Genomic DNA, 23090 nt, shown 5'->3' on the forward strand with positions numbered 1-23090 from the left:
TCGAGAATACCCGCCTCCCCGGCGAAGGCCGGGGCCCAGGGACCACGCGCCCGACGCTGGTGCTACCGACCGCGAGGCAGATGGAAAAGTTAATGCCTGTGGCCCCTGGGCCCCGGCCTTCGCCGGGGAGGCATTCTATAAATTTCAATAGGTTATCCAGAAAACTCCTTGAATCTCAACAGCCTCTACAGCGACGCCATGGCCAGCAGCAGGCCGGCGCCGATCAGCAGGGCACCCGTCATCCGGTTCAGCCAGCGTTGCGCCACCGGTCCCGTCAGACGCAGGGCCAAGCCCTTGCCACCCACGGCATAGGCCATGATCCAGCCGAATTCGATGATCAGCATCGTGACCACCAGGATGGTCAGCTGCGGCGCCATAGGCCGTTCCGGATCAATGAATTGCGGGAAGAAGGCGGCCATGAACACCAGCGCCTTGGGGTTGGACAGGGTGATCAGCAGACCCTGACCCAGCAGCCCCAATTGCCCCCGCCGGTCGGGGCCTGCCTTCATGGCGGCATCCATATCCGCCGCCTCGTCCCGGATGGGTGCCCGCCAGGCCTGGATGCCCAGCCAGGTGAGATAGGCAACGCCCACCCATTTGAAGAGGGTGAAAGCCAGCGGTGAGGTCTTTAGCAACACACCCACCCCCAGCGCCGACAGGCCGGCCAGCAGGCCCAGCGACAGGCACATGCCGATCCCCCCCCAGGCCGCCCCGGCCAGCCCATGGCGCATGCCCATGGACAAAGCCGACAACATATTGGGACCGGGCGTGGCCGACAGGAAGAAGCAGGTGGTCAGGAAAATGACCAGGGTCTGGGTGGAGATCATCATGCATCCGTACGCGAGGCGCCATCCATGCCAGCCGTGAACGGATTGGCGGCGGCGCTTGAACCGGAACTGATATGCAACACCTGCTGCGGGAAGGGAATGGTGATGCCATCAGCATCGAACCGCTTCTTCATGCGGCGGTTGAATTCGCGACCAATCCCCCATTGTTGCCCGGCCCGCGTCTTGATGCGGCCCTTGACCAGGACGGCGCTGTCCTGAAACGCGTCGACACCGGCGATTTCCACCGGCCCCAGGATATTGGCCGCATATTCCGGCTCCGCCTGCATCTGTGCCCCGATATCCCGCAGCACGGCCACCACCTTGTCCGTGTCCACGGCGTAATCGACGGTGACATTCAAGACATAGAAGCTGAAATCCTTGGTGGAGTTGGTGACGGTGGTGACGGAACTGAACGGGATGGTGTGAACGGCACCGTCATAACCGCGCAGGCGGATGGACCGGATGGACATGGCCTCCACCCCGCCCGACAGGCCACCGACGGTGACGCTGTCGCCCACCGCAATCGTATCTTCGATCAGGATGAACAGGCCGGTAATCACATCCTTGACCAGGGTCTGCGCCCCGAAACCGACAGCCAGACCGATGACGCCGGCACCGGCCAGCAGCGGTGCGATATTCACCCCCATTTCCGACAGCACGATCAGCCCGGCCATGGTGACCAGGAAGATGGTCAGGGCATTGCGCAGCAGCGGCAGCAAGGTGCGCATCCGCGCACTGCGCACCAGACGCGTCCCTTGATCGTCGGTGGCGTTCAGGTAACGCAGGATGGCGCCATTGACCATTTCCCAGACGACCAGGGCCAGGGTCAGCACCACCAGGATGGTCACGGCACTGGACGCCACCCGCTGCCCCAGATCGGAACCCAGCCAGGACAGGGCATCGGCACCCCAGGCCTGCAACAGCAGCAGCACGGTGAACAGGGCCAGCACCGCCTGCGCCACCCGGCGAAGGAAGGGCAGGTACCGGTTGGCCCGTTCCTCCAGCCCCGGATAGGCCGTGCGCACATCGGCGGGAACCCTCAGCCCCTGATCCACAAGCCGGTCCAGTCCTTCGGACAGCAGGCGGGAGACGATCAGGATGGCGCCCGTGACCAGGGTGGCACGCAGCACGAAATCAAACCCGCCCGCGATCTCCAACGCCCAGATCAGATAGACGGCACCCAGATAGAGGATGGCCAGTATATGCCAGACATCCGCCAGCCTTTGCCGCACCATCGACAGGGCTGCATGGCGGCGGGCCTGTGCCGTGCTGGGCGGCGGCAGGGGTTCATCCCCCGCCGCCTCCCCCGCCAGGACGGCGCGCAAGGCCTCGTCATCCCCGGTGGGGACCGGGGCCGTCCGGCCCCGCAATGTCAGCGCCACCGCTTCCCGATTCTGCAGGATCAAAACGATCAGCATGGCGGTGACCAGCAGGCCCACCAGCTTCAGCCAGGCGGCATAAGGCGTGGCGGGCAGGCCCAGCACGCGCATCGCCTCGCCTGCGAAATAGCCGTAGACGCCGATGATGGTGACGCGGCGTATCCAGATCAGCAGATATTGCGCGGTTTCATCCGTCACGCGCGCCAGCCGCAGATTGGCGGTGCTGGGGGACAGCAGCACGCGGCTGACCACCAGCACGCCTTGCACGATCAGGCTGGCATTCAGGATGGTGAGCGACGCCAGCCGCACCGCGCGCGGCGCGTCTGTCGCCGACAACAGGCCGAACCCGGCCAGCGCGAAGGACGCCATGGGCAGCAGGTCGATCACCAGCCGGGCCAGCAGCAGCAGCAGTTTGGCCGGCAGGCCGCCCGGTGATCGGGCCCCCAGCGCCTTACGGGGCCGGACCAGCAGCCAGATCATGGCAAAGCGCGCGGCATAGCCACCGCCGATGATGCCCGCCAGATGCAGGGCCAGCAGGCCCCAGGCATCGCGTCTGGCCGGATCGGCCACCTGCTGGTTCAGCCAGCGCAGCGCATGGGGCGCGTCGATGACGGCGCGGCTGGCCGCGGCCACCTGCTGGCTGAACAGGTCGATCCGGTCCGACAAAGTATCCAGCGCCCGGCTTCCAATCGTTTCCGGCTCCGCAACCGGCTTCTCCACCGCCTTCAACGCCTTCAACTGCGCCAGCAGCGCGTCGCGCTGGGCCGGGTCCTCCAGGGTTGTGATCAGCCGATCAACCTCGGCAGCACTGGGTTTGTCCGTGGTGGAGGCGGCGCCCTGTGCGGTGGCAACGCTGGCGACGGGAAGCGTAAGCATAAACAACAGCAGGCAGCGGCCAAGCTGCCTTGCCAAAATCGAAGCCATTTTCCTCACCCGGGCATCGCCATCACTGCGCGCACCGTAAGGCCCAACGCCCTCCCGATCAACGGGGAGCAGGATGCGCGGTTATCATGGATAATGCATATATCTAACTCTACCAATTAGACTATCACCCATAGCCATTTATGGTTAATTTTGTAGTCTGTCGTCTACCCGTGCGTGCTTGACGGGCCGACGATGCGCCCTGCAACAGCGGTCAAACGAGAGGTAGCGCGATGAGTTGGATTCTTCAGAACGCCAGGGGCTTGATGACCGGGCAAACGGTCGGCTCCCTGTTGAAAGAGATCACGAACGCGGTCGGCCCGGCACCGAAGGCTGTCAGCGGACTGATTGATTTCATCGCCAAGTCCAAGTCGCCGGATGCTGTTGCGTTGGCGGAATATCTTCTGGGCGACAAAAAAGACGCTGACCGCTACATCCGATTCATAAGCCGCCTTGAGAAGCTGGAACAACGCCCTGTTGGAGAGCGAAAATTCAGCTGGGATGGCCTGACCTATTCCGGCAAGGTCGAGGCCAAGCCTGCCCTTGCCCTCAACCTGAACGCCGGTGCCGAGATCGGCTTTGAAATTCTGGGTGAAGAGGGTGAAACCACGCCCGGCGCCCTGGATGAAACCCTGATCCGATTTGACGCGTCGGGGCACCTGCAGGGGTCGATGGCCCTGGCGGGCGGAGGCCTGGGAACCAGCCTGTCCGTGGATGTGCAGCGCAGCCTATCCTGGCTTTTCGGGTTCGACCAGGACAATTACCTGTTCGAGGCATTAGCCAACTCCCTCACGCGGGTCGCGCACCCGTTCTTCGAGTTCTCAGAGGTTCTGGCCGCCAGCAATGGCCCGCCATTGTGGGCCGCTGGCGCCGACAAGAATAGCATCGATACGCCGGCCAGTCTTAAAAGCATCACCTATGGCGGCTCTCTGACATTTATCGGCAAAAGCGATGCCAAGGTCGGATTTGCCGGCGCCGCAGGTGCTGTCAGCATTGGCTTCAGCACCTTCGCGAACCTCTCGCACGATTTCAAGCTGGTGGTGGTCCCAAGCGATGATGGCAAGGGGCTGGCCGTGGACGTGGCGCTGAACAACAGCGAAGAGCGGGGCTATGACCTTTCCATCGGCTACAAGCTGGGCCTGGCGGCGATCAGCCCCGACCTTGCGGGGCGGTTGCTGTCAAAGATCGATCGGGTCAACGGGTTTCTGAAAGATCTGGAAGACAAGGTGGCGGGTGCCCGCCAGGACCTGTTGAACCTTGTCAAGCCCGGCACTTGGCTGGAAAGCAAGTTCACCGCAGAGATCGACAAGTTCCTGGCAAAATCGGGCAATGACAAGGTTCTGAAACAGGTTGTCGCGACCGTCTTCAAGGAAGATGGCACGGCGACGCTGAAACAGCAGGCACAGGAATGGCTGCGGCGGGCCTTTGACGATGTTGAACAACTGCCGGTGCCGGCACAGCTCAAGAAGTTCAAGGAAGACGCCCTGGCCGGGCTTGATGCGGAACTTGCCAAGGGTGTGGGCACGCTGATCGACGGCACATTCGGTGTTGTGGCCAGCAAGGTGCAGGCATCCATCGACGCGCTCGCCACCAAGATCGACAAGAATGCCCTGTCGCAGGTGCTGGGCCAGAAAGTTACCGATATTACCAAGGCGCTGAACGAGTTGCTGTCGCTGCTGCGTTCCTGGCTTGGCAAAATCTCCGAGGCTGTTCAGGAGGCCAACGAAAATCTGATCGGCATCAGCTGGGCCCGAACCCGCAAGCGGACCGGCAGGATGAGTTTCAAGGCGAAGTTGCTCTTCGATGCGGCGGCCTCTGACCATTACCGCGACCTCATCCTGTTCCCGGAAAGGACATTACCGAAGCTGGTATCAGCCAAGCCGAAAGGCGTCCTTGTCTTGAAGGATGAGTTCACTGGCGTTTTCCAGGACCTGACCAAGGATGTTTTCAGCCTGAACATCCTATCCTTCGGCCTCAGCGCCAGTACGGAGCTTGTGACGGATTTGGAGGTGAATGTCGCGGCAGGGGTCGTCAACATCGAGTCTAAAGGCCGGTATGCGAAGACACGCACGTTCTTCAATGGCGACAAGCGCAGACTGACGATCAGTGACCTGTTGACGGTCGGCACCAACGAGGCCGCACGCCTGGAAATCGCTTTTCAGCAGACTGAAAAGAATTGGGACGCCGGCGAGTTGGGCGGTGTGATCGATGGCTTCGACGGGAATGGCGTGACCATTGATGCGGTGACCAGGACAGAGATGAAGGAGTTCTACAATCAGTCATTGGCCAAGGTCGGCAAGAAAGCTGGGTTGCCGGGATCAATCAGTGCAGTGCTGACCCTGGATTCGGATATTGCCATCCGTTTGATCAAGGCTGCGGCGCAGGCAAGCCCGCATGAGTTGCATTCACGCGCAGCCCTGACATTGGTGCAAAGTCAGCAACTTCGTAAGGAAATCGAATATTGGCTTAACGCGCAGGGCGGCAACTTAGGTCAAGGTCTTCGCCAATTTGTCTATGATATTGAAAAATACTCGCCTGCGATTGAAAGGAAAGATCAAAAAAGCATTATCAACTGGGATCGGCTGTTCCAGCCCGACGATGGCGCATGGGCCAACACACTGCACGATATATATGAAGATCACAGAATGGATACTGACTACAAGCCATTGCGTGAGTTTCAACTGACGGTCTGGAACGCGTTCCGAGGCCTGAGAAACCTTCACAAGTTCTTTCAAGCGGCCAACAGGGCATTGGACACCGCGCAGCAATTCAAAGCCAATCCCGATATCAGCGGTGCCACGCTCCTGAAGCTTCGCGATGATCTCGATATGTACCAGAGTGCAGCGCTGTCGGCTTTGGCACCCTGGACGGAGGTTGGTCAACCTGTGGGCAAGAAACAAAAATCACTGCCAGTGGCCCTGATCAACATCTTCCAGGATTTTGCCCTGCATTATGGCGCGCCGGCGCGACCGGATGTGTTTTTCACGTTTGATTTCGGGGCGACCGGCAAGAAGCTGTTCATCGACAGCCTCAACTGACCTGGATCAGCCGTCACGTCACCCGACCCAGGGCAAACCCCCTCGCCCTGGGCCGGTTGGCGCGCTATGTAAGGGGCAAAGCAATCCAACGCATAATGGACAGACCATGCCCCCCGCCGATACGCCCGAGAACCCGCCCAACGCCAAGCTGGTGGAGAGCAAGCAGAAATGGGCCGAGGAAGGCCGCCTGATGACGGGTGCGGCCGCCCCGCGTGCCGACCGTCTGCCGCCCGGTCAGCGGGAGGTGAAGAACTGGCCCGTGCTGGATCTGGGTATCCAGCCGGAGATCGATCTTGATCAGTGGGAACTGACCATCGACGGGCTGGTGGCCTATCCCACGACCTGGGGCTGGGCGCAGTTCAAGAGCCAGCCGCCCTTCACCGACGTGTCCGATATCCACTGCGTCACGGCCTGGTCGCGCTATGACAATCACTGGGAAGGCGTGTCAGCCAAACATATCCTGGAGACCGTGAAGCCGCTTCCGGAAGCCCGGCATGTGGTTTTCCATTCCTATGATGGCTACACGACCAATGTGGCGCTGTCGGTGTTTGACGATACCGATGTCCTGCTGGCCCATAGCTGGGAAGGCAAGCCGATCACGACCGAACATGGTGGGCCGGTGCGGGTGATCATCCCGAAATTCTATTTCTGGAAGTCTGCCAAGTGGGTGAACCGCATCGAATTCGTGGCCGATGACCGCCCCGGCTTCTGGGAAGAACGCGGCTATCACAATGAAGGCGATCCCTGGACCGAACAGCGCTACAGCTGAGCCAGGGTATCAAGGCCGGCGACTGCCGGCCCGCGACCCCATGGTCGCGTAAGCCAAGGCGGCGGATGCCGCCGCCCGGCGCTTGAGGGAATATGCAAAGACCCAGGGTCATGGTCCATGACCCTGGGGGTAAACGATTCGGTCCGTTGTCAGAAGGCGGCAGCGGGATTATATTCAAGAAGGTTGCCGGGGTGCTCGTAACACCCCGGCTTCCCCTTAGAACCGGATCACAAGGCGCAGGCTGATGCCGAAGCCTTTGAAAACCAATTCTATGGAACGGGGTTGCTTAGGTTCAGTAAGCATCCTTCTCGCTCCTCTCGTGGCGGGGGTGGCCGATCCGTCCCCTGTTACACCACGATGAATAGAGTAGGCGAAACGCTGTTTCCTCTTGAAGGAACATGTCGGCGTTTCGCCTATTTTTTTTGCCTTCAGATCATCTTGTGCACGTGGAAATCATCCCCTTGAAGAACCCGAAGAAAGAAGCCCCCTTTCCCACCAAGGAGCAGGTCCTGGAATTCATCCGGGAAAGCCCGTATCCGGTGGGCAAGCGGGAGATCGCGCGCGCCTTTCACATCAATGGCGATGACCGCATCGCCTTGAAGGAGTTGCTGCGCGATCTGGAAGGGGATGGGACCATCGAAAAGGGCGGGCGGCGCCGTCTGGCCCCGCCGGCCAGCCTGCCGCCCGTGGGCGTGGTGATTGTTACGGGCGTGGATGGCGACGGCGAACTGATCGCCCGACCGCTGAACTGGTCCGACCCGGACCGGGAACCGCCGCGCATCATCATGAAGCCGGAACGCAAAGGCAGCCCGGCCCTGGGCGAGGGCGACCGGGCCCTGGCGCGGCTGGCCCGCGTCCGTGACGACCTGTATGAGGGCCGCACCATCAAGAAGCTGGGCGGCGATCAGACCGCGCAGATCGTGGGCGTCTATGAGCTGGGTCCCGATGGCGGTCGCCTGCGCCCCGCCGACCGAAGGGCCAAGGCGGAATTCGTCATCTTGGCCCAGAACGCCATGGATGCCGCACCGGGTGATCTGGTGGTGGCAGAGGTTCTGCCCGCCTCCCGCCACGGCCTGAAACAGGCGCGCGTGGTGGAGGTGCTGGGCGGTATCGACCAGCCCAAGGCCATCAGCCTGATCGCCATCCACCAGCATGGCATTCCCGTACATTTCCCGCCCGCCGCGATTGAGCAGGCGGAAGCGGCACAGGAACCGACCCTGTCGGGCCGCACCGACCTGCGCGATATCCCGCTGGTCACCATCGACGGGGCCGATGCGCGGGATTTCGACGATGCCGTCTTCGCGGAAAAGGATACGGACCCCAATAATGAGGGTGGCTGGCACCTGCTGGTCGCCATTGCCGACGTGTCGGCCTATGTCACGCCGGGCAGCCCGCTGGACAAGTCGGCGCTGGAACGCGGCAACAGCTGCTATTTCCCCGACCGCGTCGTGCCCATGCTGCCCGAAGCGCTGTCGAATGAGCTGTGCAGCCTGAAACCCGGCGTCAACCGCGCCTGTCTGGCGGTCCATATCTGGATCGACGCGTCGGGCCGGATCAAGCGGCACCGGTTCGTGCGCGGCCTGATGCGCTCTGCCGCGCGCCTGACCTATGAACAGGTGCAGGAAGCCTTCGACGGTGCGCCTGATGACCTGACGGGCCCGCTGCTGGACCCCGTCATCCGCCCGCTCTATGGCGCCTATACGGTGCTGGCCCATGCCCGGTCACGGCGCGGCACGCTGGAACTGGACCTGCCGGAACGCAAGGTTCGGATCGGGGAGGATGGCAAGGTCGCCGAAATCGGCGTGCGCGCCCGGTTCGACAGCCACCGCCTGATCGAGGAATTCATGATCGCCGCCAATGTCGCGGCGGCAGAGGCGCTGGAGGCGCGCGACACCCCCCTGCTCTACCGTGTCCATGCCGAACCGGCCCTGGACAAGCTGGAGCCGCTGCGCGAATTCCTGAAAACGATGGGCTACAACCTCGCCAAGGGGACGGTGATGCGGCCCGCGGCCTTCACCAACCTCCTGGACAAGGCCAAGGACACGCCGGAGTCGGAGATGATCAGCACGGTCATCCTGCGCTCCCAGGCGCAGGCCGTGTACCAGCCCGATAATATCGGCCATTTCGGTCTGGCGCTGGAGCGTTACGCCCATTTCACCAGCCCCATCCGCCGCTATGCCGACCTGATCGTGCATCGTGCGCTGGTAAGGGCCTACCACCTGGGTGATGGCGGCCTCAGTGATGAGGAGATGGGCAAGCTGGACACGATCGGGGAGCAGATTTCCGGCACCGAACGCCGCGCGGCGGATGCGGAGCGCGACGCGCTGGACCGCTATGTCGCCGCCTACCTGTCCGACCGGTTGGGGGCGACCTTCAGCGGCAAGATCAGCGGCGTCTCCAATTTCGGTCTGTTCGTCAGACTGGATGAGACGGGGGCGGACGGGATCGTGCCCGTTTCCACCCTGCCCGACGATTTCTATGATCATGACGAGGTGCATCACTGCCTGCTGGGCCGCCGACACCGCCGCGTGTTCAAGCTGGGTGAGCGGGTGAAAATCCGGCTGATCGAGGCCGACGCCATCACCGGCTCCATGGTCTTCCGCCTGCTGAACCAGGACGGGACGGAGATGCCGGGCGGGCGCGGGTCGGGAACGGGGGCATCGCGCCGGGGCCGTCCCGAACGGCGGCGTGAGAGGGCAGAGGCCGAACCGTCAGGCATGGATACGCCCAAGCCGCCGCGCCGGCGGCGGTAAGGAGGGTTATTGCTCCCCCGTCGCCGGGCGGGCGGGCGCATCCGCGCCCTTGGCTACGCCCCCCGGGGTGCCCAAAGGATGGTGGCGGCCCCGATCAGGCAGAGGGCGGCACCGGTCATGTCCCAGCGGTCGGGCCGCTGCCCCTCCACCAGCCACATCCAGGCCAGCGAGGCCGCGATATAGACCCCGCCATAGGCGGCGAAGGCCCGGCCCGCCGTATCGGCGGGCACCCGCGTCAGGACCCAGGCGAACAGGGCCAGGCTGGCCATGCCGGGCACCAGCCACAGGGCCGTGCGCCCATCGCGCGCCCAGGCCCAGAAGGCAAAACAGCCGGCGATTTCCGCAATGGCGGCGACGGCATAGAGCAGGATTGTGCCGCCGGCCACCGGCGCTTTAGCCCTTCTTCAGGACCAGGGTGGACCAGTCGCCCAGACGGAAGCGCTTGACCAGACGCAGGCCCTGCGCCCGGTGGGCATTGATCACCAGCGGTTCCTGACGGTGCAGCAGGCCCGACAGGATGGCCGTACCGCCCGGTGCCAGGAACCGGTCCAGGTCCGGTGACATCCGGGCCAGCGGGCGGGCCAGGATATTGGCGACGATCAAATCGAACTTGCCATGACGGCGCACCGCCTCGGCGGCATAGCCATTGGCGGCGTACAGCTTCACCAGCTTATGCACGCGGTTCAGCTTCGCATTCTCCGTCGCGATCTCAATCGACAGTTCATCGATATCCACACCGATCACGGGTTTGTGCGCCAGCTTGGCGATGGCGAAGGCCAGGATGCCGGAACCGCAGCCCATGTCCAGCGCGCTGCGGAAACTGCCGCGTCCGCGCGAGGCCAGTTCGGAAATGGCGCGCAGGCAGCCCTGCGTCGTCGCATGCTCCCCCGAACCGAAGGCCATGGCGGCTTCGATCTGCAGGCCCATCTTGCCCTTAGGCACCGGCTTCTTGTGATGGCTGCCATGGATGAAGAAGCGCCCGGCCTCGATGGGCGGGAAGGACAGATAGGTCTGGGTCACCCAATCGATGGGGGCCAGCGGCTCCTTGGTCAGTTCCGGCTCATTGATGCCATGGGCGGCGGCCAGCACCGCCAGCTTCAGGCCGATGCGGCTGGTGTCGGGCTCATTATAAGAGGTGCACTCGATCAGCCACTGGCCGCCCTCCTGCAACTCAAAGGTGGAGACGGCGTCCACATGCGGTTCCACCATGTCGGCGAAAACAGGGACCAGCGCCTCCGGCACCTCGAACGCGACACGCCACATCGGCTGCATGGAACTCTCCGCCCGTAAACCTGACAAACCCAAGGATGATGGCCTTTCTAGTCGCAAAGCCCGCAGGCCGGCAATGGCGGTTTGCGGCGGGGACATCTGCGGCGGCAGCGGGGATTCGAGGGGCCCGACCTTCCGTAAGGGAAGGGGCATGTGGCGGCATTCCGTCCTGCAACCACGCAACAGAACCATCATGGTTTCGACCGTAACACGTCAAATCATTGAAATATAACAATGCTATCCGCCCATTGTGCGCCGCAGCAATCATGTCGGCGACCGAAGGGATGCCCATAATGAACCATCGTCAGCTGATCACAGGCACGGCACTTGCCACCCTGTTCGCCGTCTCTCCCGCCTTTGCGCAGACCGCGCAGGTGGCCGAAGCCGCCCCGATGCTGGAAGAGATCATCGTTTATGGCCGTGGCGAGGCCCGGCAGGTGCAGGGCGTGACACAGGCTGCCATCGCCCTGGAAGCGCCGGGCACCAGCCCCCTGAAGGCCATTGAGAACCTGCCCGGCGTCAGTTTCCAGTCCGCCGATCCGTTCGGCGCCTATGAATGGTCGACCCGCATCACCATCCGTGGCTTCAACCAGAACCAGCTTGGCTTCACGCTGGATGGCGTGCCGCTGGGCGACATGTCCTATGGCAACCATAATGGCCTGCATATTTCCCGCGCCATCAGCAGCGAGAATATCGATCAGGTGACGGTGGCGCAGGGGGCCGGATCGCTGGCCACCGCATCAACCAGCAACCTGGGCGGTACGGTGCAGTTCACGTCGCGTCGTCCGGCCAAGGAAGCGGGCGCCTATATCGCCGGCACCCTGGGTAGCGAGAAGACGGGCCGCGGCTTCGTGCGCCTGGAAACAGGTGAGCTGTCCACCGGCACCAGCGCCTATGTCAGCTATACCCGCCAGAATGCCGACAAGTGGAAAGGCAATGGCGTCCAGCGCCAGGATCAGTTGAATTTCAAGGTCGTGCAGAGCGTGGGCGAGGGCGAGATCAGCGCCTGGGTCAACTGGTCCGACCGGGCCGAGAATGACTATCAGGATCTGTCCAAGGAAATGATCGGCCGCCTGGGCTATAACTGGGACAATTTCGCCAAGGATTGGGCCACGGCCCTGCGCGTCGCCGATATCTATAACGGGCTGGCCACCGGTCCCTATCCGGGCAAGATCACGTCCGTGGACGATGCCTATTATGATGCGGCAGGCCTGCGCGAGGATACGATCGGCGCGGTGAACCTGACCTATCCGCTGACCGACGCGGTGAAGCTGGATGTCACGGGCTATGCCCACAAGAATGACGGCCAGGGCCTGTGGTTCACGCCCTATGTGGTCACGCCGGGCGGGGCGCCCATGTCCATCCGCACCACCGAATATGGCATTGAGCGTTACGGTGCGGTCAGCCAGCTGACGGCGGAAATCGGCGATCATACGGTCAGCGGTGGCTTCTGGTTCGAACAGAATGATTTCGCCCATGCCCGCCGCTTCTATGGCCTGAACCGCGCCAGCCCGGGCCGGTCCTCCACGCAGTTCCAGCGCGGGGCCATGGCCACGCAGTGGGAATATGATTTCGACACCGAAACCCGGCAGTTCAACCTGTCGGACAGCTGGAAGGTCATGGACGCCCTGACCGTGACCGCCGGGTTCAAGGCCGTGAAGGTGGAGAACACCGCCAAGACCCTGGTCGGTCCCGTGAAGAACGGCACCATCAAGGCCAAGGACAATTTCCTGCCGCAGGCGGGTTTCGTCTATGAACTGTCGGACGAACATCAGGTCTTCGGCTCCTATGCCGAGAATATCCGCACGTTTGAAAGCTCCAACACCGGCGGCCCCTTCTCCACCAGCCAGGACGGCTTCAACGCCATCCGCAACAGCCTGGAGCCGGAAAGCAGCCGCACCATCGAGCTGGGCTGGCGCTTCAATGTCGGCATGGTCCAGGGCGTGGTCGCCGCCTATGACGTGCAGTTCGATGACCGCCTGCTGGCCCTGACCCTGGGGCCGGGCATCGTCGGCAACCCGTCGGCGCTCCAGAATGTCGGCGGTGTGTCCACGCGCGGTATCGAAGCGGGCGCCACGGTGGAGGTGACGGACGCCGTCTCCATCGTCGCCTCCTACACCTATAATGACAGCTCCTATGACGACAACGTCCTGGGGGCCAATGGGGCCGTGACGGCGGCGACCGATGGCAAGACGGTCGTCAACGCACCGAAGAACCTGCTGCGTGGCGAGCTGAAATATGACGATGGCAATCTCTACGCCTCGGCCAGCGCCGCCTATACCGGCAAGCGCTATTATACCTACCTGAACGACGCCTCGGTCGAAGGCTACACGCTGGCGGAAATCAGCGTCGGTTACCGGTTCGAGGGCAATGCCTGGCTGGAAGGAACCGAGCTGCAGGCCAATGTCACCAACCTGTTCGACAAGAAGTATGTGTCGACCATCGGTTCCAACGGCTTCACCAACAGCGACCCGACCGGCACGTCCCAGACCCTGCTGGCCGGTGCCCCGCGTCAGTTCTTCGTATCGCTGAAGAAGCAGTTCTAAGTCGTCGCCTTTCCTCTCTCTCGACCGTCAATTACTTGCTTAACCGTCATCCCCGCGAAAGCGGGGACCCAGCGTGAGGCGCGGTTAGCGCCGATATGACCCATATCGCGGCAGACGCCGCTCTGCGCTGGGCCCCCGCTTTCGCGGGGGTGACGACAGGGGGGCGGGGAAATGGTGGTCTGAAGTTCGTCTGTCTCTCTTCCCTTGTTGAAACTGGGGCGGACCGTGGGTCCGCCCCTTCTTTCTGTCTGGAGGCCCCTATGTCCCGCCCCCTTCTCGACCGCCGCCTGCTGCTGACCGGGCTGGCCGCAGCGCCACTGGTGGCGCAGACCGTTCAGGCTCAGGCCGTGCGCCGCCTGCCGGAAGCCGCCATGCCCACCCGTATCGCCTTCGGGTCCTGCGCACACCAGACCAAGGATCAGCCGATCTGGGACGCCATCCTGGCCGCCAAACCCGACCTGATGATCCTGCTGGGCGACAACGTCTATCTCGACACCCGCAATGTCGACGATATGAAGGCCAAATACGCCATGCTGGCCGCCAAGCCGGGATTTCAGAAGCTGCGCGACGCCGTGCCTATCGTCGCCACCTGGGACGATCATGATTTCGGCGAGAATGACGCCGGTGCCGACTATCCCATGAAGACCGAAAGCCGGAAGCTGTTCTGTGATTTCTTCGGCGAGGCACCCGACAGCATCCGGCGCACCCGGCCTGACGGCATCTACACCGCCTATGAATTCGGGCCGAAGGGCCGGCGGTTGCAGATCATCCTGCCCGACCTGCGCTGGAACCGCACGCCGCTGGCCACCATCGACATGGGCGGCAAGGAGTATAAGGAATGGGCCACGGCCCGGCATGAGGCGGGGCAGAGCGTTCCCGGCCCCTATGCCCGCCTGCCCGAAGGGGCGGCGACGCAGCTGGGGCAGGCGCAGTGGCAATGGCTGGAGGGGCAGTTGGCCCGACCTGCCGACCTGCGCATCCTGGCCTCGTCCCTGCAGGTCGTGTCGGATTTTCCGGGCTGGGAGGCCTGGATCAACTTCACTCACGATCATCAGCGCCTGATCGAGGCGATCCGGGAGAAACGGGCCAATGGCCTGTTCTGTATTTCCGGCGACACGCATTACGCCGAAATCTCAAAGCTGGATTGGAACGTACCCTACCCGCTGTGGGATTTCACCTCGTCTGGCCTGACGGAGGTCTGGCCCGTGCTGCCACCCAACGCGCGGCGGGTGGGCGAGGCGTACCGTGCCCAGAATTTCGGCCTGATCGAGATCGACTGGGCGACCAAGCAGGTGGCGGTGACCATCCGCGATGTGTCAGGGGCCGAACAGCTGCGTCAGGTGGTGGCGCTGGGGGATCTGCGGGTGGGGTGAGGTTGCTCCGCGGATTACGCTTCGCTAATCCGCGCTACACATTTACCGAGGCCCTGAATCGTAGCGCGGATTAGGCGCAAGCCGTAATCCGCTGCCCCCTCAAAACCCCGGATCTGGGCGCAGGTGAACGACGTCAAAGCCATGGGCCGCCGTCAGACGGTTAGCGACCGTCAGGCGGTGGCACTGGCTGTGGTCGACCTCAAAGCACAGAAGGCAGGCGGGTTTGTTCAGCGACAGTGAACCCGCCAGCGCCAGTTCATACTGCGCCTCGGGTCGTGCCAGCCCTTCCTCCACGATGGACCAGAATTCGTCCATGCGACCGGCCCGGTTGGCCAGACGCCCCTCCTTGGGCGTGCCCAGCTTTTTCAGGTGCAGATACTCGATCCCTTCCGCCTCCAGACTGGCGCGAAGCGGCGATTTGGAGAAACCGGCGCGGCGGGAGGATGGCAGTTCGCGCACATCCAGCAGCAGCCGTACCCCCGCCGCCTTCAACGCCGCGATCACCGCCCCTTGGCTGGCGCCTTCATATCCGATCGTGTGCAGGATCATGGGGTACTCCTCCGGCTGGTCGTGGTTCCCTCACCCTCCCATCGGTTGACACCGATGGGCCCCTCCCTCTCCCACCTTCGTGGGCGAGGGAAGAAGTTTTCAGCCCTCGCCAGCTTGGCAGGGAGAGGGAGGGTGAGGGAACGACGCTCACCTTCAGCCCCCCTCCTCCGCATCGGCAAACCGATAGCCGATGCCCGGTTCCGTCTGTACGAAAACGGGTGCGTTGGGGTCATCCTCGATCTTCTGGCGCAACTGGCGGACATAGACGCGCAGATACTGCACCTCGTCCGCCTTGGCCGGCCCCCAGACCTCTTTCAGGATCTGGGCGTGGGTCAGGATGCGGCCCGCATGCTGGGCCAGCAGGCGCAGCAGGTCAAACTCCGTGGGTGACAGGTGCAGGCGCTTGCCCGCCTTCTGCACATGCCGGTTGACCATGTCGATCTCCAGATCGCGCACGCGCAGCAGGGGGCGCCCCCCCACCTGCTGTATGGCATGGCGCTGGGCCGTCCGGATGCGGGCCATCAATTCGCCGGCCCCGAACGGCTTGGTCACATAGTCATCGGCCCCTAAGTCCAGGGCCAAAATCTTATCCTGCTCCCGGTCGCGTGATGACAGCACGATCAGCGGTACCGGCCGTTCACGCTTCAAGGTGGGGATCAGGTCCAGACCGTCCATATCGGGCAGGCCCAGATCCAGCAGGATCAGTTCGGGCAGGGACTGACGGGCCAGCATCAGGGCTTGGGACGCGGATGTTGCCTCCACCATCTCCCACCCTTCCGGGGTGATGATGGTTTTCAGCAGGCGGCGGATCGCCACCTCATCCTCGACCACCAGGATGCGGTGGGGCCGCGTCATGCCGTCGCCTCCGCCATCACCACATCGCCGCGCGGGTCCACGGCCAGGGTCATCTCAAGACAGGCGCCAGGGCTGCCATCGGCCCGGTCGCGCGCCGTCAGGGTGCCGCCCATCGCCTCGACAAAGCCGCGCGCAATGGCAAGGCCCAAGCCCGTGCCGGCGGTGCGGTGGTCCTTCGCCTCCACGCGGAAGAACTTGTCGAAGATGCGGGCCCGCGCCTCCTCCGGAATGCCCGGCCCCTCATCCTCCACTCGCAGCTTCACATGCGCCGCGTCGCGCAGGGCCTGGATGCGGATGGCGGTGCCGTGGGGCGCGTATTTGCCGGCATTGTCCAGAAGGTTGAACAGGGCCTGTTCCAGCAGCAGATGATCGCCCTGCACCAGCGGCAGGTCGCCCGGCATGCGGATATCGATCATATGGCCCGTCAGGACCGGCCCCGCCCGGCGCACCGCGCCTGACACGACATCGGCCAGATCGATGGGTTCGCGTTTCAGGTCCAGGGCGCCGGCCTCCAGCCGCGTCATGTCCAGCAGGTTGCGCACGAAGCGGGCCATGCGTTCGGCCTCCCCATGCAGCGTGTCCAGCATGGATGCGGTCTCCGCCGGGTCCAACCGCCCCTGCCCCGCCTTCAGGCCCGTGACGGTGCCAATGATGGCGGCCAAGGGCGTGCGCAGGTCATGGGACAGGGAGGTCAGCATGGCGGAGCGCAGCCGTTCCGTCTCCCCCTCCAGCTTGGCCTGATCGATGGCGCGGACCAGCTTCACCCGCTCAATCGCCACCGCCGCCTGATCCAGCAGCGCATCCAGCAGGCGGCGGTCATCGGGCGTCAGCAGGGGGCCGGTGCCGGCATCATCGCTGCCGATGCCCGCCACCGCGACGGTCGCGCGTTCGGTGCGCAGCGGCAGGTACAGGCGCTGCGTGCCCGGCAGGGTGGCAGCCCCCCGCCCCGCCGGCTTGCCATTCTCAAACGCCCAGACGGCGGCGGCATGGTCGGCATTGGAAATCTGGTCATCGGGCGGGTAGGCGGATGCCGGATACAGGCTGGCGGCATTGTCATCATCCGCCGGCAGCATCAGAACGACGCGCAGTTTCAGCATCAAGGCGATCTGGTGGCTGGCCGCCCACAGTAGATCATCCATATCGCCGATCCCAGCCAGCTTGCTGGCAAAGGCCGACAACTGTGCCGTGGTGCGGGCCCGGACGCGGGCGATTTCCGCCTGTTCGCGTACCCGCGCCGTCAACCGGCTGGTCAGCATGGCCACGGCGGTGAAGAAGACCAGCGACCAGATGTTGGACGGGTCCCCGACGGAGAAGGTGTAAAGCGGCGGCAGGAAGAAGAAATTATAGGCGGCAACGGCCAGCACCGCCGTGAACAGCGACGGCAGGAAGCCGTGCAGAACCGCACTGCCCAGCACCGCCATCAGGAACACAAGGCTGATATTCTGCACGCCCAGCCATTCATCGACCAGGACCCCTGCCCCCAGCGCCATGGCGGTGAAGGCGATGCCGGCCAGATAGGCCTTGTAATCGGCGGGTCTTGCGGGGGGCCGGGTGGTCACGCGGCGGGCGGCGTTGCTGTCGGGGTCGGGCTGTTCGCTGGCGATGACATGCACGGAAATGCCCGTGGCCCGGCGCAGCAGATCATGCACCACCGACCCGTTCACCATCTCAAACCAGCGCGACCGCTGCGACTTGCCGATGATGATCTGGGTGATGTTATGGGCGTGCGCAAAGCCGACCAGCGCCTCCGTCACCGTCCGGCCCGGCAGGGTCAGCGCCTCCCCGCCCAGCTGTTCGGCCAGACGCAGCGTATCGGCCACGCGGTCGCGCGCCGCCTCGTCCAGGCGCTGATGGCGGGCGGTTTCCACATAGATGGCGGTGAAGGGGGCCTTCAGCCGGTCGGCCAGACGCTTGGCATGGCGGACCAGCCCGCCCGCCCCCGGATCGTCGGAGATACAGACCAGCAGCCGGTCACCCGCCGCCCACGGCCCGGCAATGGCGTGGCTGCGCATATAGGTGACCATCTGGTCATCCACCCGCTGCGCCGTGCGCCGCAGCGCCAGTTCGCGCAGCGCCGTCAGGTTGCCGGGGGAGAAGTAATGTTTCAGGGCACGTTGGGCCTGATCACGGACATAGACCTTGCCCTCGCCTAACCGCTTGATCAGGTCGGCGGGGGTGAGGTCGATCACCTCCACCTCGTCGGCGCTGTCGATCACCTGATCGGGCACCGTCTCGCGCACCCGAATGCGGGTGATGCGGGCGACCACATCATTCAGGCTTTCCACATGCTGGACGTTCAGTGTGGTCAGCACATCGATGCCGGCGTCGCGCAATTCCTCCACATCGGAATGGCGCTTGGCGTGTCGGCTGCCGGGCGCGTTGGTATGGGCCAGTTCATCGACCAGGACCATGGCGGGACGGCGCGCGATCAATCCGTCCAGGTCCATCTCCGACAATTCCTGCCCGCGATAGGACAGGCTTTTGCGCGGGAAAACCTCCAGCCCGGCCAGCATGGCGTCGGTTTCGGCCCGTCCATGGGTTTCGACCACACCGACCACGATATCGACCCCGTCCTTTTTCAGGGCGTGGGCCGTGCGCAGCATCTCATACGTCTTGCCCACGCCGGGGGCGGCACCCAGAAAGATTTTCAGCTTGCCGCGCCGTTCAGCCGTGGCCGCCTGCAGCAGGGCGTCGGGGGAGGGCCGGCGCGTATCATCGGCCATGATGATTACGCCTGCTTGGCGTCGATGATGGAGCGGCGGACGGCGCGGGTGCGGGTGAACAGCTCATGCAGCTTTTCCCCCTCGCCCCAGCGGATGGCGCGCTGCAAGGCGGTCAGATCCTCGGTGAAGCGCTGGATCACCTCCAGCACCGCCTCCCGGTTGTTCAGGAAGATGTCGCGCCACATGGTCGGGTCGCTGGCCGCGATGCGGGTGAAGTCGCGGAAGCCGGACGCGCTGAACCGGATCACCTCGGACTGGAGATGGTCTTCCAGATCGGTGGCCGTGCCCACGATGGTATAGGCGATCAGGTGGGGCAGGTGGCTGGTGATGGCCAGCACCCGGTCATGATGGCCGGGTTCCATCACCTCGATCATCGACCCGCAGCCGGTCCAGAAGGCCGACAGCTTGTCCAATGCGGTCTGATTGGTGCCCGGCGTGGGGGTCAGGATGCACCAGCGGCCCTTGAACAGCAGGGCGAAACCACTTTCCGGGCCGGAATGTTCAGTGCCGGCCAGGGGATGGCCGGGAATGAAATGCACCCCGTCGGGCACATGCGGGGCGATATCGCGGATCACCGACTGTTTCACCGACCCGACATCGGTCAGGATGCTGCCCGCCGTCAGGTGCGGGCCGATGACGGCGCCCAGATCGGCAAAAGCGCCGATGGGCGTGGCCAGCACCACCAGATCGCATTGCGACACCAGGGCGGGATCGGTCCCGGCCTGCTGTGCCAGCCCCAGTTCCAGCACGCGGTCACACACGTCCTGCGACCGGTCCACGCAGACCACGCCGTTGGCCAAACCCGGATATTCCGCCACGCACCGCGCGATCGACGAACCGATCAGGCCGAAGCCGACGATGGCAACCTTGTTGAACAGCGGGGCGGTCATGGGGGGCAACCTTGCATGCAGAAAAGACAAGACCGGGGTTCACTATCATGTGAACCCCGGTCCCGTGTAGAGCGGATTAGGCGGAGCCGTAATCCGTGGCTGTTCTGTAATCGTGGCTGTGGTTCCCTCACCCTCCCATTGGCTGGCGCCAACGGGCCCCTCCCTCTCCCACCTTCGTGGGCGAGGGAAGAAATTTTAGCCCCTCGCCCGTTTACGGGAGAGGGAGGGGCCCGAACGCGCCAGCGTTTGGGAGGGTGAGGGAGCCGGCGCCCTTACATCTTGAAGGTCAGGCGCGCATAGCCGAACTGGCCCGGCGCGTCATAGGTGGTGGGGTCGTAATTGTTCAGGCCGCAGCTGAAGCAGGCCGGCGGGTCCTTGTCGAACAGGTTGTTGACGCCAAGGGTCATGCCGATCTTGCTGTCGAACATCGCCGGGTACCAGCTGACCTGTACGTCGGTATAGAGACGGTCGTTCAGCTTGTTGACGGCCTGGGTTTCATCCACGCTCTTCACGAAGCGGTTGGTGAGCGAGGCGGAGAAATCATTCTTCGCCCAATCCAGGATCGCCGTGGCCTTGTACTTGGGGAAGGCTTGGTCAGGGCTGCCCTTTTCGGTGCCTTCACGGTCGATCTTGGAGGTGCCGCTGGTGGCCGGGACCGTCTCCGTATAGTTCAGCAGGAAGGTCTGGTTCAGGCTGAAGCGGAAGGTGCCCAGGTCGCTTTCGGGACCCTGCCAGTTGATGGTGAAATCGATGCCGTTGGTGTCGATGGCGCCGATATTCTGCAACAGACCGCTGATCTGGTTGATGGCGCCAGAGGCGGTACGGGTGACAGAGCCGCAGGAGAAGGCGTCGTTATTCTGTTCGCAACGGCCCAGGATGGTCTCCGCCCCGATCGGCTGGATCGCGTCCTTCAGCGAGATGTCATAATAATTCACCTCGAAATCCAGACGGTCGGCCCAGCCCATTTCCCAGGACGGGCTGAACACGCCACCAAACACCCAGCTTTCCGAGGTTTCGGGCTTCAGCTTCTTGTTGCCGCCGGTGATGACCGACAGCTGCGGGTTGGCCTGCACATAGGAACCGCTGGCCGGCACGCCATGGGCGATACAGTTGGCGCGAACACCCGCTGCCGCCGCGGTGCCACCGAACCGGCCCAGCATGTCGGAGCAGGGATCGACCAGTTCCTGGTCAAAGCGCGATGGGGTGCCGAACAGTTCGCCGATGCCCGGCGCCCGGAAGCCCTGGCCATAGGAACCCCGCAGCAGCACGTCATCATTCAGGCGCCAGTTGACGCGACCGCTATAGGTCGTCTCGCTGCCGAAGGTGGAATAATCGGAATAGCGCAGGGCACCCGACACTTCCAGCAGCTTGGCGATGGGCATGTCGGCGATCAGCGGCACGCGCAGCTCACCATAGGCCTCATTCACGTCGAAGCTGCCCTTGGACGGCTGGGCCGGGATGTCGGAACCCAGGCCGGCGGCGACCACGGCATCCGGCTGGAACTCACCACGCTGGTCACGGTACTCGTATCCCACGGCCAGACCGACGGCACCCGCCGGCATCTGGAACAGGTCACCCGACAGGTTGAAGGAGGTGTCGGCCAGACGCTGCTTGCTGCTGTCCTGCTGCGTGAACAGCACATAATCGATCATCGGCTGGGTGATGGAACCCTGGCCACCGAAAATGTTGAAGGGCACGCAGGAACCGGTGCAGTTGGCGACGGGACCCAAGGCCTGGGCCAGACGCTGCGCGTTCACATTGCCCGTGAATTTCTGCGTGGCGCTGTTGCGGGAGAAGATGGTGTTGACATCCCAGTACCACTTGTTCTCGCCCAGCATCAGCGAGCCGTCCAGCGTGCCGGACACGTACCAGGTGTTCACCTCCTGCTCATAATGGCGGGGGCCCGCCTCGACAAAGCGGCGACCGATGAAGGCGTAATTAGCCGGACCATTGGCCCCGCCCGACGACAGGGTCACGCCGAACGGGTTGTAGGGGTTGGTACGGTCGATGCTGATCTGGTCCAGCAGATTGCCATTGCCGGCATCGGGACCCACGAACAACGGGATCGGGGCAGCCTGGTTGGCGGACTGGCGGTTGTTATAGACAGCCTTCAGGCGGAAATTGATGTCGGGCGTGATCTCCTGGGTGACCTGGAAATAGGTGCCCAGACGTTCCGACGGGGCCTGGATATAGTTATAGGGCTGGAAATTGAAGCGGTCGGCGGTGGTGAAGTTCTTGAAGCTGCCCGCCGTGGGGTTCAGCGGGTCGAAGGTCGGACGGCCCGTCAGCACCGCGTTCTTCAAGGTGAGGTTCATGCCCTCGCCCGTGACGGGATTGTTGACGATGAAGCGGCCCAACGGCGTGCCCGACGAACAGGAGCTGTCGCAGGCGGTGACGCCCGGCGTCGGGAACTGCGAGATGGAGCGGTCGCCCGACATCACGCTTTCCTGCTTCACATAGGTCAGGTCGGCCACGATGCTGGTGCCGCCGGAGGTGGCACCCCAGGACAGGTCATATTCCTGCGTGACGCCATCGCCTTCATCAAAGGCGCCGACCTGGGCGGAACCGGAGAAGCCATCCTGCTTGCGCTTGGTGATGATGTTCACCACGCCGGAAATGGCATCGGAGCCGTAAATGGGCGAGGCGCCTTCCTGCAACACCTCGATCCGGTCGATGATGCCCTTGGGGATCGAGTTCAGGTCGGTGGAGGAGGGGATGCCCGACGCGGATGCGCCATTGACCCAGCGCAGGCCATCGACCAGCACCAGGGTGCGGCGCGAGCCCAGATAGCGCAGGTCCACTTCCGCCGAACCGGCACCCACGCCGCCGCCATCGGGCGGGTTGCCGAAATTGCCGCTATTGTTGAACTTGCTGTTCAGGCCGCCGCCGGAGATGGGCAGGCGCTGAAGAATTTCGGCGGTGCTGGACAGGCCGGTACGGGCCATGGCCTCGCTGTCGAGCTGTACGATCGGCTGCGTCTGGTTCAGCGGGCTTTGCCGGATACGCGAACCGGTGACGACAATTTCATCCAGCGTATCCTGGGCGGCGGCAGGCATCGCACTGGCGGCGCCGGCTGCCAAAAGGGCAAGCGTCGCCGTCCTGAAAAACAGGCTGTTCTTGGATTGCATTAGGTTCCCCTGTCCGAGAAAGGTTTGTTTTTAAACGCGGTTTCATGCCCGCGCCGCACAGCGTTAACAG

14 protein-coding genes are annotated in these 23090 nt (G+C 63.7%); 5 read left to right on the plus strand and 9 right to left on the minus strand.

Features of this window, described 5'->3' with window-relative positions; translation table 11 throughout:
- Nucleotides 1-185 precede the first annotated feature (185 nt).
- Together ACODSP_RS10400 and ACODSP_RS10405 are read right to left on the minus strand one after the other, a co-directional pair.
- A complete protein-coding gene (locus ACODSP_RS10400; protein WP_488965527.1) occupies nucleotides 186-830 on the minus strand; it encodes a LysE family translocator in 645 nt (214 codons plus the stop codon).
- On the minus strand, nucleotides 827-3082 hold the full coding sequence (locus tag ACODSP_RS10405; RefSeq protein WP_488965528.1) for a mechanosensitive ion channel domain-containing protein: 2256 nt from the start codon (nucleotides 3080-3082) through the stop codon (nucleotides 827-829). Before ACODSP_RS10405 ends, ACODSP_RS10400 begins: the two co-directional genes overlap by 4 nt.
- A 278-nt stretch (nucleotides 3083-3360) precedes the next feature.
- Here ACODSP_RS10405 and ACODSP_RS10410 point away from each other — a divergent pair, with 278 nt between their 5' ends.
- The 3 genes from ACODSP_RS10410 (at nucleotide 3361) to rnr (ending at nucleotide 9687) form a co-directional block, all read left to right on the plus strand.
- Nucleotides 3361-6165 carry a hypothetical protein gene (locus tag ACODSP_RS10410; RefSeq protein WP_488965529.1) on the plus strand — a complete coding sequence of 935 codons (2805 nt, stop codon included), beginning with the start codon at nucleotides 3361-3363 and terminating at the stop codon, nucleotides 6163-6165.
- 106 nt (nucleotides 6166-6271) lie between these two features.
- Nucleotides 6272-6934 carry a sulfite oxidase-like oxidoreductase gene (locus ACODSP_RS10415; RefSeq protein WP_488965530.1) on the plus strand — a complete coding sequence of 221 codons (663 nt, stop codon included), beginning with the start codon at nucleotides 6272-6274 and terminating at the stop codon, nucleotides 6932-6934.
- Between the two features lie 461 nt (nucleotides 6935-7395).
- Nucleotides 7396-9687 (plus strand): ribonuclease R, encoded by a 2292-nt coding sequence (rnr, locus tag ACODSP_RS10420; RefSeq protein WP_488965531.1) that lies wholly within the window; start codon nucleotides 7396-7398, stop codon nucleotides 9685-9687.
- 53 nt (nucleotides 9688-9740) lie between these two features.
- Here the strand turns inward: rnr and ACODSP_RS10425 are convergent, their stop codons facing one another.
- Nucleotides 9741-10073, minus strand: coding sequence for a YnfA family protein (locus ACODSP_RS10425; protein ID WP_488965532.1), 333 nt, complete (start codon nucleotides 10071-10073; stop codon nucleotides 9741-9743).
- Nucleotides 10074-10080: 7 nt separating this feature from the next.
- Nucleotides 10081-10959 carry a 50S ribosomal protein L11 methyltransferase gene (locus tag ACODSP_RS10430; protein ID WP_488965533.1) on the minus strand — a complete coding sequence of 293 codons (879 nt, stop codon included), beginning with the start codon at nucleotides 10957-10959 and terminating at the stop codon, nucleotides 10081-10083.
- Nucleotides 10960-11249: 290 nt separating this feature from the next.
- Here ACODSP_RS10430 and ACODSP_RS10435 point away from each other — a divergent pair, with 290 nt between their 5' ends.
- The gene (locus ACODSP_RS10435) at nucleotides 11250-13502 is read left to right on the plus strand and encodes a TonB-dependent receptor (RefSeq protein ID WP_488965534.1); all 2253 of its coding nucleotides are present in this window, start codon (nucleotides 11250-11252) and stop codon (nucleotides 13500-13502) included.
- Nucleotides 13503-13762: 260 nt separating this feature from the next.
- Complete coding sequence (locus tag ACODSP_RS10440) at nucleotides 13763-14875, plus strand: alkaline phosphatase D family protein (protein ID WP_488965535.1); 1113 nt, start codon at nucleotides 13763-13765, stop codon at nucleotides 14873-14875.
- 99 nt (nucleotides 14876-14974) lie between these two features.
- On the opposite strand, the gene ACODSP_RS10445 is transcribed toward ACODSP_RS10440, so the two are convergent.
- The 5 genes from ACODSP_RS10445 to ACODSP_RS10465 all read right to left on the minus strand — a co-directional run bounded on the left by ACODSP_RS10445 (nucleotide 14975) and on the right by ACODSP_RS10465 (nucleotide 23020).
- Complete coding sequence (locus tag ACODSP_RS10445; protein WP_488965536.1) at nucleotides 14975-15424, minus strand: DUF488 domain-containing protein; 450 nt, start codon at nucleotides 15422-15424, stop codon at nucleotides 14975-14977.
- A gap of 153 nt (nucleotides 15425-15577) precedes the next feature.
- Nucleotides 15578-16279: a response regulator gene (locus ACODSP_RS10450; RefSeq protein ID WP_488965537.1), complete on the minus strand. Its 702-nt coding sequence runs from the start codon at nucleotides 16277-16279 to the stop codon at nucleotides 15578-15580.
- On the minus strand, nucleotides 16276-19002 hold the full coding sequence (locus ACODSP_RS10455) for a DUF4118 domain-containing protein (RefSeq protein WP_488965538.1): 2727 nt from the start codon (nucleotides 19000-19002) through the stop codon (nucleotides 16276-16278). Before ACODSP_RS10455 ends, ACODSP_RS10450 begins: the two co-directional genes overlap by 4 nt.
- A gap of 5 nt (nucleotides 19003-19007) precedes the next feature.
- The gene (locus tag ACODSP_RS10460) at nucleotides 19008-19892 is read right to left on the minus strand and encodes a prephenate/arogenate dehydrogenase family protein (protein ID WP_488965539.1); all 885 of its coding nucleotides are present in this window, start codon (nucleotides 19890-19892) and stop codon (nucleotides 19008-19010) included.
- 272 nt (nucleotides 19893-20164) lie between these two features.
- Nucleotides 20165-23020: a TonB-dependent receptor plug domain-containing protein gene (locus ACODSP_RS10465; RefSeq protein WP_488965540.1), complete on the minus strand. Its 2856-nt coding sequence runs from the start codon at nucleotides 23018-23020 to the stop codon at nucleotides 20165-20167.
- Nucleotides 23021-23090 lie beyond the last annotated feature (70 nt).

The organism is Niveispirillum sp. FG156 (genome assembly GCF_057809555.1).

Excerpts from the sequence above, each read along its gene's own strand:
- ACODSP_RS10400 (WP_488965527.1), bottom strand. The coding sequence starts at position 830 with ATGATGATCTCCACCCAGACCCTGGTCATTTTCCTGACCACCTGCTTC.
- ACODSP_RS10405 (WP_488965528.1), bottom strand. The coding sequence starts at position 3,082 with ATGCTTACGCTTCCCGTCGCCAGCGTTGCCACCGCACAGGGCGCCGCC.
- ACODSP_RS10410 (WP_488965529.1), top strand. The coding sequence starts at position 3,361 with ATGAGTTGGATTCTTCAGAACGCCAGGGGCTTGATGACCGGGCAAACG.
- ACODSP_RS10415 (WP_488965530.1), top strand. The coding sequence starts at position 6,272 with ATGCCCCCCGCCGATACGCCCGAGAACCCGCCCAACGCCAAGCTGGTG.
- ACODSP_RS10430 (WP_488965533.1), bottom strand. The coding sequence starts at position 10,959 with ATGCAGCCGATGTGGCGTGTCGCGTTCGAGGTGCCGGAGGCGCTGGTC.
- ACODSP_RS10435 (WP_488965534.1), top strand. The coding sequence starts at position 11,250 with ATGAACCATCGTCAGCTGATCACAGGCACGGCACTTGCCACCCTGTTC.
- ACODSP_RS10440 (WP_488965535.1), top strand. The coding sequence starts at position 13,763 with ATGTCCCGCCCCCTTCTCGACCGCCGCCTGCTGCTGACCGGGCTGGCC.
- ACODSP_RS10445 (WP_488965536.1), bottom strand. The coding sequence starts at position 15,424 with ATGATCCTGCACACGATCGGATATGAAGGCGCCAGCCAAGGGGCGGTG.
- ACODSP_RS10450 (WP_488965537.1), bottom strand. The coding sequence starts at position 16,279 with ATGACGCGGCCCCACCGCATCCTGGTGGTCGAGGATGAGGTGGCGATC.
- ACODSP_RS10455 (WP_488965538.1), bottom strand. The coding sequence starts at position 19,002 with ATGGCCGATGATACGCGCCGGCCCTCCCCCGACGCCCTGCTGCAGGCG.
- ACODSP_RS10460 (WP_488965539.1), bottom strand. The coding sequence starts at position 19,892 with ATGACCGCCCCGCTGTTCAACAAGGTTGCCATCGTCGGCTTCGGCCTG.
- ACODSP_RS10465 (WP_488965540.1), bottom strand. The coding sequence starts at position 23,020 with ATGCAATCCAAGAACAGCCTGTTTTTCAGGACGGCGACGCTTGCCCTT.